15 protein-coding genes are annotated in these 13,308 nt (G+C 31.7%); 12 read left to right on the top strand and 3 right to left on the bottom strand.

Going from position 1 to position 13,308, the window contains the following annotated elements:
• Positions 1-146: 146 nt before the first annotated feature.
• The 11 genes from tgt to pyrF all read left to right on the top strand — a co-directional run bounded on the left by tgt (position 147) and on the right by pyrF (position 10,112).
• Positions 147-1,277, top strand: a complete 1,131-nt coding sequence (gene tgt / locus BT107_RS15835) for a tRNA guanosine(34) transglycosylase Tgt (protein WP_072304815.1) — start codon at positions 147-149, stop codon at positions 1,275-1,277.
• 3 nt (positions 1,278-1,280) lie between these two features.
• Positions 1,281-2,357 carry an LptF/LptG family permease gene (locus BT107_RS15830; RefSeq protein WP_072304814.1) on the top strand — a complete coding sequence of 359 codons (1,077 nt, stop codon included), beginning with the start codon at positions 1,281-1,283 and terminating at the stop codon, positions 2,355-2,357.
• Entirely contained in the window at positions 2,344-3,258 is a 915-nt protein-coding gene (locus BT107_RS15825) for a DMT family transporter (RefSeq protein ID WP_072304813.1), read from the top strand. Before BT107_RS15830 ends, BT107_RS15825 begins: the two co-directional genes overlap by 14 nt.
• Positions 3,259-3,354: 96 nt before the next feature.
• Positions 3,355-4,533 (top strand): AIR synthase related protein, encoded by a 1,179-nt coding sequence (locus BT107_RS15820; RefSeq protein WP_072304812.1) that lies wholly within the window; start codon positions 3,355-3,357, stop codon positions 4,531-4,533.
• 50 nt (positions 4,534-4,583) lie between these two features.
• On the top strand, positions 4,584-5,030 hold the full coding sequence (locus tag BT107_RS15815; protein ID WP_072304811.1) for a QcrA and Rieske domain-containing protein: 447 nt from the start codon (positions 4,584-4,586) through the stop codon (positions 5,028-5,030).
• Positions 5,031-5,059: 29 nt separating this feature from the next.
• Positions 5,060-5,494 carry a thioredoxin family protein gene (locus tag BT107_RS15810; protein ID WP_072304810.1) on the top strand — a complete coding sequence of 145 codons (435 nt, stop codon included), beginning with the start codon at positions 5,060-5,062 and terminating at the stop codon, positions 5,492-5,494.
• 89 nt (positions 5,495-5,583) lie between these two features.
• Positions 5,584-6,483 carry an FAD:protein FMN transferase gene (locus BT107_RS15805; RefSeq protein ID WP_170854750.1) on the top strand — a complete coding sequence of 300 codons (900 nt, stop codon included), beginning with the start codon at positions 5,584-5,586 and terminating at the stop codon, positions 6,481-6,483.
• Between the two features lie 9 nt (positions 6,484-6,492).
• Positions 6,493-6,702: a DUF4266 domain-containing protein gene (locus BT107_RS15800; protein ID WP_072304808.1), complete on the top strand. Its 210-nt coding sequence runs from the start codon at positions 6,493-6,495 to the stop codon at positions 6,700-6,702.
• A 17-nt stretch (positions 6,703-6,719) separates the two neighbouring features.
• Positions 6,720-7,994 carry a DUF3570 domain-containing protein gene (locus BT107_RS15795; protein ID WP_072304807.1) on the top strand — a complete coding sequence of 425 codons (1,275 nt, stop codon included), beginning with the start codon at positions 6,720-6,722 and terminating at the stop codon, positions 7,992-7,994.
• A gap of 90 nt (positions 7,995-8,084) precedes the next feature.
• Positions 8,085-9,161, top strand: a complete 1,077-nt coding sequence (gene prfA / locus BT107_RS15790) for a peptide chain release factor 1 (protein ID WP_072304806.1) — start codon at positions 8,085-8,087, stop codon at positions 9,159-9,161.
• 129 nt (positions 9,162-9,290) lie between these two features.
• Positions 9,291-10,112 (top strand): orotidine-5'-phosphate decarboxylase, encoded by an 822-nt coding sequence (gene pyrF, locus BT107_RS15785; protein ID WP_072304805.1) that lies wholly within the window; start codon positions 9,291-9,293, stop codon positions 10,110-10,112.
• Here pyrF and BT107_RS15780 read toward each other — a convergent pair.
• On the bottom strand, positions 10,104-10,298 hold the full coding sequence (locus BT107_RS15780) for a hypothetical protein (protein ID WP_072304804.1): 195 nt from the start codon (positions 10,296-10,298) through the stop codon (positions 10,104-10,106). The two genes, pyrF and BT107_RS15780, sit on opposite strands and share 9 nt — an antisense overlap.
• A gap of 199 nt (positions 10,299-10,497) precedes the next feature.
• On the opposite strand from BT107_RS15780, the gene BT107_RS15775 reads away from it, so the two are divergent.
• The gene (locus BT107_RS15775) at positions 10,498-11,277 is read left to right on the top strand and encodes an alpha/beta fold hydrolase (protein WP_072304803.1); all 780 of its coding nucleotides are present in this window, start codon (positions 10,498-10,500) and stop codon (positions 11,275-11,277) included.
• Between the two features lie 217 nt (positions 11,278-11,494).
• On the opposite strand, the gene BT107_RS15770 is transcribed toward BT107_RS15775, so the two are convergent.
• Together BT107_RS15770 and BT107_RS15765 are read right to left on the bottom strand one after the other, a co-directional pair.
• On the bottom strand, positions 11,495-12,199 hold the full coding sequence (locus BT107_RS15770) for a DUF4197 domain-containing protein (protein WP_072304852.1): 705 nt from the start codon (positions 12,197-12,199) through the stop codon (positions 11,495-11,497).
• A gap of 207 nt (positions 12,200-12,406) precedes the next feature.
• Entirely contained in the window at positions 12,407-13,294 is an 888-nt protein-coding gene (locus BT107_RS15765; protein WP_072304802.1) for a hypothetical protein, read from the bottom strand.
• Between the last annotated feature and the right edge of the window lie 14 nt (positions 13,295-13,308).

The following is a 13,308-nucleotide window of genomic DNA, read 5'->3' as shown; positions in this document are numbered from 1 at the left end:
GTAAAAATAAGATCTATCTTTTGCTTGTACAAGGCTAGTTATTATAATTTATTAACTACTTTACAATTAATAGGCAACTTTATTTTTTTGTTAGCAATTTTTTGTAACTGAGTTGATTATATTTGCGGTTATAAATACTATAATTTTTGAAATTTACAATAGAAAAAAAAGACGCGCAGAGTAAGGCACGTGCCGCAACAATGGTTACAGATCATGGGGTTATAGAGACACCTATTTTTATGCCAGTTGGTACAGTTGCATCTGTAAAAGGGGTTCATCAAAGAGAATTAAAAGAAGAAATAAACCCAGATATTATTTTAGGAAACACATATCATTTGTATTTACGTCCTAAATTAGATATTTTAGAAGCTGCTGGTGGTTTGCATAAATTTATGGGGTGGGATCGTAATATTTTAACAGATAGTGGCGGTTACCAAGTCTATTCTTTATCAGCAAACAGAAAAATAAAAGAAGAAGGTGTTAAGTTTAAATCTCATATAGATGGCTCTTTTCATTTTTTTACACCAGAAAATGTAATGGAAACTCAGCGTACAATTGGTGCTGATATTATTATGGCGTTTGATGAGTGTACACCTTACCCGTGCGATTATAATTATGCAAAACGATCTATGCATATGACGCACCGTTGGTTAGATCGTTGTATGAATCATTTAGAAACGTTACCGTTTAAATACGGTTATGAGCAAACTTTTTTCCCTATTGTGCAAGGATCTACATATAAAGATTTACGTAAACAATCTGCAGAATATATTGCAAACGCAGGAGCAGAAGGTAATGCTATAGGCGGTTTGTCTGTGGGGGAGCCAGCTGAAGAAATGTATGCGATGACAGAGGTTGTTTGTGATATTCTACCAGAAGACAAGCCAAGGTACTTAATGGGTGTAGGTACACCAATTAATATTTTAGAAAATATAGCTTTAGGAGTAGATATGTTTGATTGTGTTATGCCAACACGTAACGCCCGTAACGGAATGTTGTTTACTGCGCATGGGACTATAAACATTAAAAATAAAAAATGGGAAGCAGATTTTTCTCCTATTGATGAAATGGCAATTACTTTTGTAGATACAGAGTATTCTAAAGCTTATTTACGCCATTTATTTGCTGCTAATGAGTATTTAGGAAAGCAAATAGCAACCATACACAATCTAGGTTTTTACCTATGGTTAACTCGTGAAGCTAGAAAGCATATAAAAGCTGGTGATTTTACAGAGTGGAAAAATATGATGGTAAAACAAATGGATAAAAGATTGTAGTAATTGAGCATTCTAGATAAATATATATTAAAACGTTATTTGCTTACCTTTTCGGTAATGATCTTGTTATTTGTGCCAATTGGCGTAATGCTAGATTTGGCAGAAAAAATAGGTAAAATAGTAGCGAATGAAGCTCCGCTTTTAGAAGTGTTAGAATATTATATGAACTTTATCATATATATTGGGAGTCTTCTATTTCCTATTTTTCTGTTTTTATCTATTATCTTTTTTACATCTAAACTCGCCTCAAATACAGAGATTGTAGCAATTTTAAGTTCGGGAGTTTCTTTTGGTAGGTTTTTAAGACCTTACTTTATAGGAGCTACCATTATTGCAATACTAATGTTTGTTATGGCAATGTTTATTGTCCCTAAAGCCAGTTTAGATTATCACGAATTTATATTTAAGTACCTAAAAAAAGGTAAAAAGTTTCAGGAGACAACTAACATATATAATCAATTAAACGAAAACGAATTTCTTTACATAAGTAGTTTTGATCCTAATAGACAGTTGGGGAGTAATTTTGTTTTAGAACATTTTAATGATGATAAATTAGCATACAAACTTACTGCATCTAGTATAAGATGGATACCTAAAGATACTGTTTATAGGCTAACAGGTTTTACTTCTAGAACAATGAAGGGTAATGTAGAAATTCTTGAAAAAAAGAGTAGGCTAGATACTATTTTTAATTTTAAAATAGATGATTTAACTCCTGTTAGTTATGTAGCAGAAACTAAAAATATTTTTGAGCTAAATAAGTTTATTGAAGACCAGCGTAAAAAAGGAGCGTCTAACATAAATACGTATGTAATGGCTAAATATAAGCGTTGGGCTTTGCCAGTTAGTGCTTTTATATTAACACTAATTGCAGTATCTGTTTCTTCAATAAAACGTAGAGGAGGTATGGGGCTTAATTTAGCATTTGGAATTGTAATTGCCTTTGTGTACATATTTTTTGATAGAGTTTTTGCTATTCTTGCAGAAAAGGCTGGTTTATCACCTTTAATAGCAATTATTATTCCTAACGCAATATTTGCAATCATTGGCTTATACTTGTTAAAAAATGCTAAGCGATAAATTTAAAAATTATCTTCATTTACACTTTATAGTATTTGTTTGGGGATTTACAGCTGTTTTAGGGAAACTAATTACTATAGATGCTTTACCGCTGGTTTGGTATAGAATGTTTTGGGCAGCTATTTTTGTTTTACTTTTTATTGTATTGCGCAAGAATAACTTAAAAGTAACTCGTAAAACTTTATTTTTATTACTGGGTACAGGTGTTGTTATAGCTTTGCATTGGGTTACATTTTTCTCCGCAATAAAAGTATCTAATGTATCTGTGGCTTTGGCAACAATATCTTCGGGAGCATTTTTTGCAGCTATATTAGAACCAATTTGGTACAAACGTAAAGTTATTTGGTACGAGATTGTTTTTGGGCTTATAGTTATAGGTGGTCTTGGACTTATTTTTAATATAGAAGCATCATACAAAGAAGGTATTATACTTGCTTTAATTTCTGCTTTTTTGGCAACGGTTTTTTCTTTAATGAATGGTAAGCTTATTAAAGAGCATAAGCCTTCCATAATTTCTTTTTACGAACTTGGAGCAGGGGTTGTATTTTTATCAATCTATATGCTTTTTCAAGGTAATCTAACACAGATAAATTTTCAACTTTCTGCTTCAGACTGGATTTATATATTGGTTTTAGCATCTTTCTGTACAGCTTATGCTTTTATTGCATCGGTTAAAATAATGAAATTTTTAAGTCCATATACGGTAATGCTTACTACAAACTTAGAGCCTGTTTATGGTATTCTATTGGCATTTATAATTTTTGGTGACAGCGAAAAAATGGATCCTATGTTTTATTTAGGTGCTTTTATTATTCTAATTACTGTAATTGCTAATGGTATTCTAAAAAGCAGAACAGAGAAAAAGAACCAGAAAGCATTAAAGAAACAAGCGGTTGTTTAATTTTTTACGGTTATAAACCATCATTGTTGATATCTACCAAAGTTTATTGCTGCTAATTTTATGGATTACATTATTTTTGCGTCAAAGTAAAAAAGTATGAGTTCATCTAATAGCGAAAGGTATAACCAAAGAGGAGTTTCAGCATCTAAAGAAGATGTGCACAATGCCATTAAAAATATAGACAAAGGTCTTTTTCCTAAGGCATTCTGTAAAATAGTTCCAGATTACTTAACTGGTGATAAAGATTATTGCTTGGTAATGCACGCAGATGGTGCTGGTACTAAATCGTCTTTAGCATACATGTACTGGAAAGAAACAGGAGATATTTCTGTTTGGAAAGGTATAGCACAAGATGCTTTAATAATGAATATAGATGATCTTATCTGTGTTGGAGCAACAGATAACATTATGTTGTCTTCTACTATAGGGAGAAATAAAAATTTAATTCCGGGTGAAGTTTTATCTGCCATTATTAATGGTACAGAAGAGCTTATAGAAGATTTAAAAAACCATGGAATTGTTATACATTCTACTGGCGGAGAAACTGCAGATGTTGGTGATTTAGTACGCACCATAATTGTAGATTCTACAGTAACGGCTAGACTTAACAAAAAGGATGTTATAGATAATGCCAATATTAAAGATGGCGATGTTATTGTTGGTTTAGAATCTTTTGGGCAAGCTACTTATGAGAGCGAGTACAATGGCGGAATGGGTAGTAACGGACTTACATCTGCAAGACACGATGTGTTTTCTAAATACTTAGCCAATAAATATCCAGAAAGTTTTGATGCTGCTGTACCAGAAGACTTAGTATATTCTGGAGGTGTTAAATTAACCGATGAGGTTGCAGATTCTCCTATAAATGCAGGTAAGTTGGTGTTATCTCCTACAAGAACTTATGCGCCAATTATTAAAAAAATATTAGAGAAATATAACGCTACAGATATACATGGTATGGTACATTGTAGCGGAGGTGCACAAACTAAAATTCTTCATTTTGTAGATAATTTACATATTGTAAAAGACAATCTTTTTCCTGTGCCACCATTGTTTAAGTTAATACAAGAACAATCTAAAACAGATTGGAAAGAGATGTACCAAGTTTTTAACTGTGGTCACCGTATGGAGTTGTATGTAAATCCTGCTGTAGCAGAAGAGTTAATTGCTATATCTAAAGGTTTTGGTGTAGATGCTAAAATAGTTGGTAGAGTAGAAGCAAATGCTACTAAAAAACTAACAATTACTAGTGAGTACGGAACTTTTGAATACTAACTAACAACAATTTTCACCTTTTATCCGTTGTACTTATAAAACAACTAATTATGGAAAGAAAACAGTTTTTAAGAACTTTAGGAGTAGGTGCTGCATTTGCATTAACTTTTCCTTGCTTAGGTGGGTGTTCTAGTGATAGCGATGGTGAAAAAGGTGATATAAAAGAAGAACCGAGTAATGTAGATTTTACAATTGATCTAGAGTCTGATGAAGCTTCTAAATTAGGAACTAATGGCGGTTTTATTCTTAAGAATGATGTTGTTGTGGTAAAAAACCTAGAAGGCGAATTTGTTGCAGCTAGTCAAATTTGTAGTCACGAAAATTACGATCAGGTTAGATTTGCAAATGTAGATGGAGGTATTTTTTATTGTGATGTTCACGGTTCTCGTTTTAGTCAAACAGGCACTCCTTTAAACCAGGTAGATAGTAAAGCGGCAAAGCCTTTAAAAGTGTACCAAATAACGCTAACAGGTACTATGTTACGTGTTTTTGAGTAGTTTGGCAATATTTTTGATTTTAGTGTAATATGAAAAATTTAGTTGTAATAGTATGTCTGTTATTTTCTTATACAATAACAGCACAAGAGTGGAGTAGTAGTTTTTCTGATGCAGTTACTAAGGCAAAAGAACAAGACAAATACATATTATTGGTTTTTTCTGGATCAGACTGGTGTGCTCCTTGCATAAAGTTAGATACAGAAATATGGCAATCATCAGAATTTAAAGAATACGCAGAAAAAAAATTAGTGCTTTACAAAGCAGATTTTCCTAGAAAAAAGAAAAATAGATTACAAAGCGACTTAGAATTAGCAAACAGAGAGTTAGCTAATACATATAATCAACAAGGTTATTTTCCGTTTGTACTACTTTTAGATAAGGATAAAAATATTTTAAGTAAAACAGGATATAAAAATAGCTCACCATCAGAATATATTCAGGATTTGAGTACTTTTGTTAAGTGAAAAAATTACTGTCCCCCCTGTTTTGTTTTTTCTTTTTGTTTACAGTTGCTCAAGAAAAACACATTACCGCCCATAAAACTGTAAAGTTAATGGGCAATAGATTCGATTTTACTATAGTTGCTAAAGAAACAGCAACAGCAAATGCTTATATAGATGAGTGTATTGCAGAGGTAAAACGAATAGAAAAAATAATATCTTCTTGGGATAAAAATTCTCAAACTTCAGAAATTAATAGAAATGCAGGTGTTGCTCCTGTGCAAGTAGCTCCAGAACTTTTTGGGCTTGTAGAGCGTGCTATACAAATATCTAAAGTAACAGATGGCGCTTTTGATATCACCTATGCAGCTTTAGATAACGTCTGGAAGTTTAATATACATATGGATTATTTACCTACAGATGTGCAAATAGCTAATTCTATAGCAAACGTAGGTTATAAAAATATTGTTATAAATAAAGAAGAACAAACCATCTTTTTGCCAAATAAAGGGATGAAAATTGGCTTTGGTGCAATAGGAAAAGGTTTTGCTGCCGACCAAGTAAAACAATTAATGATAAGTAAAGGGGTAATCGGTGGTATTATAAATGCATCAGGAGATTTAACTACTTGGGGAACCCAGGTTAGTGGAAAAAAATGGATGGTGGGTATAAGTAATCCGCTAGATGCAGAAAAAATATTTTCTTGGTTGCCTATAGTAGATTCTTCTGTAGCAACTTCTGGTAATTACGAAAAGTATATCATTTTTAAAGGAGAAAAATATTCGCATATCATAGATCCTAGAACCGGTTGGCCTTCTAAAGGTGTTAAAAGTGTTTCTGTTTTTTCTAAAAAAGCAGAATTGTCAGATGCTTTAGCTACATCTGTATTTGTTATGGGAGTAGAAACAGGATTGTCTGTTATAGAGCAATTAAAAGGAGTAGAGGTTATAATAGTAGACCAAAATAACCAAATACATAAAAGTAAAGGTATTACGTTCCAAAATAATTACTAAATTTAAAGTATGAGAAATTTAATTATCCTTTTTTGTTTATCAATTACAGCTACATCTTGTGTAACTGTAAAGGGGTATGATAAGGTGTACCTTAATGATGAGGAAATGACCTTAGCAGCAAAAAATATAGAACGTTACGAAACCAATTTTCAGGTTTATAGAGAGTCTGCCTCAGGAGCAAACGGAGGTAAAACAGGTGGTGGTTGTGGCTGTAACTAAAAAAAATAATTAAAATAATGCAAAAGATTCTTATACCAATAGTTTTGTTGTTTTCTGTTCTAATCTATGGACAAGAAGAAGCAACTTATAGCAAACGAGTTTTAGAAGACACAGAAGTAGATCTACTTTTTAGTTACTACGATCAAGACGGAGATAATGCAGCTGTAACTGGTGGCGAGGGTACGCAAGAATTAACAGACGTAACATCTACTATAGTCGTAAAAATGCCTTTAAATAATGATGATGTACTTACTGTAGATGTTGGTATATCAGCGTATACATCGGCTTCATCTAGTAATGTTAATCCTTTAGATGGCGATTTTAATAAAGCAGTAAACCCTTTTAATGCTTCTTCAGGTGCTTCTAAAAGTGATAAGTTAATTCATTTTAAAGCTAGTTACGAGCATAGCTCAGAAGATAGAAATAAGATTGTAGGTGCTAGTTTATATGCTGCAAAAGAGTACGATTATAGTTCTGTAGGTGTTGGAGCTAGTTATGCATATTTGTTTAACGAGAAAAACACAGAATTATCTATCTCTGGACAAGTCTTTTTAGATAAATGGAAACCGCAATACCCAATAGAACTAAGACAAGGCTTTTTTGACAGTAGAGTTACAGGTACTTATAGTCCTAATTTTACCGAGTTTAGTGACGAAAATAGAAACACATATTCAGTATCTTTAGGATTGTCCCAAATTTTAGGTAAAAAGGTACAAGGGTCGTTATTTGCAGATATTATTGTGCAAAACGGATTGTTAAGTACACCTTTTCAGCGTGTATATTTTGGAGATGTAAATGATTTTTTTATAGATGATTTTCAACTAGCAGACGGAGTAGAAATATTGCCAGATAACCGAGTTAAGATTCCAATAGGAGGTCGTTTAAATTATTATATAAGTGATGCTTTTGTAGTGCGTAGTTACTATCGTTTTTATACAGATGATTGGGGAATTACCTCTAATACAGCTAGTATAGAGATTCCTATTAAATTAAATAATGTTTTTACATTATACCCAACGTACAGGTTTTACAACCAAACAGAATCTGAATATTTTTATGAGAAAGAAGCAGCAGTGTCTACTTTAGATTATTACACATCTGATTATGATTTAAGTGAGTTTATATCTCATCAATACGGGGCAGGTCTACGTTACAAAGATATTTTTGCCAAGCAAAGAGTTTTTGGTTTTGGTTTAAAAACTATAGACGTTAGAGGTACAATGTACAATAGAGATAACGGATTAGACTCTTTTATAGTAAGTTTGGGAGCTACTTTTGTAAATGTTAACTAGAAAAAACTCTTTTTTTATTGGCTAGTTTGTTTTGTTGTTTATAAATCTTTAAAAATATCGTAAATTCGCAGTCCAAGCGAAGCACGGATTATGATTGACAAATTAAATATAGTAAAACAACGTTTTGATGAGGTGTCGGATTTAATTATCCAACCAGATATTATATCAGATCAAAAGCGTTATGTAGAGCTAAACAAAGAATATAAAGATCTTAAAAAGTTATGTGACAAGAGAGATTTATATCTTGAGTTTACGAACAATATAGAAGAAGCTAACGAAATTATTTCTGACGGAAGTGATGCAGAAATGGTAGAAATGGCTAAAATGCAATTAGAAGAAGCTAAAACAGCATTGCCAAAGTTAGAAGAAGAAATTAAATTATTACTAATACCTAAAGACCCAGAAGATTCTAAAAATGTTGTGGTAGAGGTAAGAGCAGGTACTGGTGGAGATGAGGCTAGTATTTTTGCAGGTGATTTATTTAGAATGTACACTAAGTATTGTGAATCTAGAGGTTGGAAAACCAATGTTATAGATTTAAGTGAAGGTACAAGTGGTGGTTACAAAGAGATTCAGTTTGAAGTTACTGGAGATGAGGTGTACGGAACATTAAAGTTCGAGGCTGGTGTACACCGTGTGCAACGTGTGCCACAAACAGAAACCCAAGGTAGAGTGCATACAAGTGCTGCAACGGTAATGGTATTACCAGAAGCAGAAGATTTTGATGTGCAAATAGAGCCTAAAGATGTACGTATAGATTTTTTCTGTTCTTCTGGACCAGGAGGGCAATCTGTAAACACAACTTACTCTGCTGTACGTTTAACTCACGTACCTACAGGTTTGGTAGCACAATGTCAGGATCAAAAATCGCAGCATAAGAATAAGGAAAAAGCTTTTAAAGTATTACGTTCTAGATTGTACGATCAAGAATTAGCTAAAAAGCAAGAAGAAGATGCAGCAAAACGTAACTCACAGGTAAGTAGTGGTGACCGTTCTGCTAAAATTAGAACATATAATTATCCGCAAGGTAGAGTTACAGATCATAGAATTGGTTTAACACTTTACGATTTGCAAAATATAATTAACGGAGATATTCAAAGAATTTTAGATGAGTTAATGCTTGTAGAAAATACAGAGAAACTAAAAGAAGCATCTGAAATTTTCTAGAGAATAGCTAGATTCTAAAAAAATGAAAGATTTTGTAGGTTGATATATTGAAGGTTGAAGAGGTTCAGGTTCAAAATACATCAATTGCAAAATCTTTTTTTATATAACAAAGTCAAAACATAGTATAGAATGACAACAGAACAGTTAGTAGCGCAAATACATAAGAAACAATCTTTTTTGTGCATAGGCTTAGATGTAGACCTAACTAAAATTCCGCAGCATTTACTAAAAGAAGAAGATCCTATCTTTGCATTTAATAAAGAAATTATAGATGCTACACACCATTTATGTGTTGCTTATAAGCCAAATACTGCATTTTATGAAGCATATGGTATAAAAGGATGGGTTTCTCTAGAAAAGACTATAAAATACCTTAATACTAATTACCCAGATATTTTTACAATTGCAGATGCTAAACGTGGAGATATAGGTAATACATCAACAATGTATGCCAAAGCCTTTTTTGAGGACTTAGGGTTTGACTCTGTTACTGTTGCCCCGTATATGGGGAAAGACTCTGTAGAACCATTTTTAGCCTTTAAAGACAAGCATACAATACTATTAGCACTAACATCTAATGCTGGCGCTTTTGACTACCAAACAAAGCTTGTAGACAATAAAGAATTATATAAGCAAGTTTTAGTAACCTCTAAGACGTATAAAGGAGCAGAGAACTTAATGTATGTTGTAGGAGCTACAAAAGCCGAATATTTATCCGAAATTAGACAAATAATACCTAATAGCTTTTTGTTAGTGCCAGGGGTAGGGGCACAGGGAGGTAACCTTGCTGATGTTTGTAAATACGGAATGAGTTCTAACGTAGGTTTATTAATAAACTCATCCAGAGGTATAATTTATGCAAGCAACAATTTAGACTTTGCTAATGCAGCAGCACAAAAAGCTCAAGATTTACAAAAGCAAATGAAAATAGAGTTAGATAAACTAAACTAGTTTTTCTAAAGTTCTTCTAGTTTTTACAGCTTTAAATTGTAAAAACTCAGCTAATTTTGTATTACTATTTCCTATTTGTGCAGCCATCTCAATAAAAGAGTTGTATCTGCGTTCTAATAAAGAAATCATATTCTCTTCGTTAGTTAAAGGAGTAGTAGTACCTACTTTGCAATATTGATTTTTCATAGCTAATGTTTTGTTCTTTACAAAGATACGTTTCAAACAGGGGGTTTGGTTCATCAGAAGAGTGAAGTATGACCAATAAATAGGTAATTTATCTTTTTTTTAACTTTAATTTCTGAAAATCCTAACATTGTGATACAAACAACATATATAATTCCTATTTTTACGCGCTTAAAGCATCATCAATCAACACAAAAATATATTGCTTAATTATACAACTTATAGACATAAAACTTCTGAAAAATGGGTTACGTTTATTCACGGAGCAGGAGGTAGTTCTTCTATCTGGTTTAAACAAGTAAGAGCATTTAGGAGTGAGTTTAATATACTACTTATAGATCTAAGAGGTCACGGTGGATCTAAACATAGTTTTAAAGATGTGTATGATAAAAAATATACGTTTAATTTCTTAACTGAAGATATAGTACAAGTTTTAGAATTTGAGAAAGTTGAAAAATCTCATTTTATTGGTATATCATTAGGAACAATTCTAATTAGAAATTTAGCTGAAAATTATCCAGAAAAAGTTGAAAGTATGGTTTTAGGAGGTGCAATACTAAAACTTAACTTTAGATCGCAAGTTTTAATGCGTTTAGGAACTATTTTTAAATCTGTTGTTCCTTATCTATGGTTGTATAAGTTTTTTGCATTTGTTATAATGCCAAATAAGAACCATAAAGAGTCTAGATCGCTTTTTGTAAGAGAAGCTAAGAAATTATACCAGAAAGAATTTATACGTTGGTTTAAGCTTACTGCAGACATAAACCCATTATTGCGTTTTTTTAGAACTAAAGATATTAAGATACCTGCTTTGTATATTATGGGGCAAGAAGATTATATGTTTTTGCCTTCTATACAAAAGGTTGTACAACAGCATACAGCTTCAGAATTGGTAGTTATAGAAGATTGCGGACACGTTGTAAATGTAGAGCAGCCAGATGTTTTTAACGAAAAAGTTATAAAATACATAGCATCGTTTTAAATACAAACTATTGTAAAAAATAAAAACCGGTGCTCCCACCGGTTTTAAACTAACTAACTCAAAAAAATACTAACTCAATTTTTTTACAAAAATCGAAAATTTTGTAATATCCACGGTTAACTAAACATTAATAATAAGTTAGATAACGCGTTTCATATTTACATAACGTCCTTATTTTTAGATTATTGTAAAATTGTAATAAAAATTAGTAATATTTTTAATCTTGTAGGGCAAATACTTTTTTAAGAAGATCAGTAGACCTAGAAGATACCTTGTTTCTTATTTCTTTTTCTTCAACAGCAATCATTGTAAAAACACCTTCTAAAGCCTGTTGTGTAACGTAATCTGTTAAATCTGGATTTACAGGTTGTACCAATGGTATGTTGTTGTATTTAGTAATTAATTGTGTCCAAATTTTATCTGCACCAACTTTAGAAAAAGAGTTTTTAATTACAGGATTAAATTTATTGTATAGTGCAGTTTCTGTATTTGCAGTTAAATATTGTGTAGCTGCATTGTCCGACCCAACTAAAATATTTTTAGCATCTGTAAAACTCATATTTGTTATAGCATTAACAAAAATAGGAGTAGCCTCACCAACAGCATCTTCTGCAGCTCTGTTAATAGCTTTTAAACCTTCATCTGCTAAGTTTCCTAACCCAATTTTACGTAAAGTGTTGTCTACTTTCTGTAATTCTTCTGGTAGTAATATTTTTACCAGTTCATTTTTATAGTAACCATCTTTTAGGGTAAGTTTGCTAACTTGTTTTTGTATGCCTTGGTTAAGTGCTGCGGTTAAGCCATTTGCAATTTCTTGGTTGCTTAAAACGGCTCCACTTTGCGGTAATTGATTTACTACTTGTTGCAACTCTGCACAACTAACTAAGTTAAATAAAACAATTACCAATAGTAATTTTTTCATAATGTTATGGTTTGTGTTTATAAAATACCTTATTAGGTACTGCAAAAGTACTAAAAGCCCCGAGTTTTTAAGCGTATTTAATTTTTTTTTAACCAAATTGTGATCTCTATTTTTTTTAAACACTTTACGGTTTAACAACTATATGGTTTGTTTTTAATAAAAGTATATAGCCACTAGAATTCTTTATTGTTCATTGCTACATATACTTTAACACATAGCAGCCCAATAACTACCTTGTAGTAGAAATGTTTTAAAAGATTTATAGGCTGGTTTTTCTCCTTTTTCTTTTATAATAAAAACGGCGTTTTCTTTATCCCAACTTAATATAATGTAAGCGTGTTCTATAGTTAAGTAAGCAGTGTATATTTTTTTTAATTCTTCTAGTGTTTTACCAAGCTCTTTTGTTGAAGATATGTTATCTGTAGTACTATTAGCTTTTATTATTTTTAAATCTATTGGAGCAATGCTATCTAGCGAACCAGATATTAAATAATCTAATGTTTTATCATCTTTAATAGAATTTGCAATAGACTGTATACTAGTTATAGATTTTGGTTTTCCTAAGTTTTCATTATAACTATATAACCAAGCACCAGTACCTTTAATGTTTAGCCCAAAAGGTATAAGTTCTATATTTACTTTGGTATCTGTACCCTTTCTAGGAATGGTAAAATTGAAATAAAATGCAGGGTTTGCTAATTGCTGAATTATTTGAGCTGATGAAAAAGTACGAAGACCAAAGTGATTAGGCAAAATAGTAGCTAGTTCTTTATTAGACGATGTACTCTTTGTCCAATTGCAAGAAACTTCATTAGATTGTAAAATAGTGTAATTATTGTCTAAATCCTTATATGCTGCAGCGTAAGAACTACAATAACAGCCACAAGTAGGGTAGGTACCGCAAACTTCTAGATATCCGTTTTTTGTATCATCTATAATTTCTAAACCTTTTTTATCTTCTTCATCTAAATCTCTAAAGTTAGAAAAACAGGTTTCTACATTTTCCCATAAAAGCTTACTTAACGGACTTTTTGTTTGTGCATATGTAGTGCAGGTAAATACTATGAATACAAAAAGAAAAATATATTTTTTCATAAGGAAGAACAGTT

The organism is Cellulophaga fucicola (assembly GCF_900119145.1).
Classification (GTDB): domain Bacteria; phylum Bacteroidota; class Bacteroidia; order Flavobacteriales; family Flavobacteriaceae; genus Cellulophaga; species Cellulophaga fucicola.
The sequence above is the reverse complement of the archived record's forward strand: the minus strand, read 5'-3'. Positions and strand labels throughout refer to the sequence as shown.

Coding starts and splice junctions, on each gene's coding strand:
- BT107_RS15825 (WP_072304813.1), top strand. CDS start 2,344: ATGCTAAGCGATAAATTTAAAAATTATCTTCATTTACACTTTATAGTA.
- BT107_RS15820 (WP_072304812.1), top strand. CDS start 3,355: ATGAGTTCATCTAATAGCGAAAGGTATAACCAAAGAGGAGTTTCAGCA.
- pyrF (WP_072304805.1), top strand. CDS start 9,291: ATGACAACAGAACAGTTAGTAGCGCAAATACATAAGAAACAATCTTTT.
- BT107_RS15780 (WP_072304804.1), bottom strand. CDS start 10,298: ATGAAAAATCAATATTGCAAAGTAGGTACTACTACTCCTTTAACTAAC.
- BT107_RS15800 (WP_072304808.1), top strand. CDS start 6,493: ATGAGAAATTTAATTATCCTTTTTTGTTTATCAATTACAGCTACATCT.
- BT107_RS15810 (WP_072304810.1), top strand. CDS start 5,060: ATGAAAAATTTAGTTGTAATAGTATGTCTGTTATTTTCTTATACAATA.
- BT107_RS15795 (WP_072304807.1), top strand. CDS start 6,720: ATGCAAAAGATTCTTATACCAATAGTTTTGTTGTTTTCTGTTCTAATC.
- prfA (WP_072304806.1), top strand. CDS start 8,085: ATGATTGACAAATTAAATATAGTAAAACAACGTTTTGATGAGGTGTCG.
- BT107_RS15805 (WP_170854750.1), top strand. CDS start 5,584: ATGGGCAATAGATTCGATTTTACTATAGTTGCTAAAGAAACAGCAACA.
- BT107_RS15765 (WP_072304802.1), bottom strand. CDS start 13,294: ATGAAAAAATATATTTTTCTTTTTGTATTCATAGTATTTACCTGCACT.
- BT107_RS15770 (WP_072304852.1), bottom strand. CDS start 12,199: ATGAAAAAATTACTATTGGTAATTGTTTTATTTAACTTAGTTAGTTGT.
- BT107_RS15815 (WP_072304811.1), top strand. CDS start 4,584: ATGGAAAGAAAACAGTTTTTAAGAACTTTAGGAGTAGGTGCTGCATTT.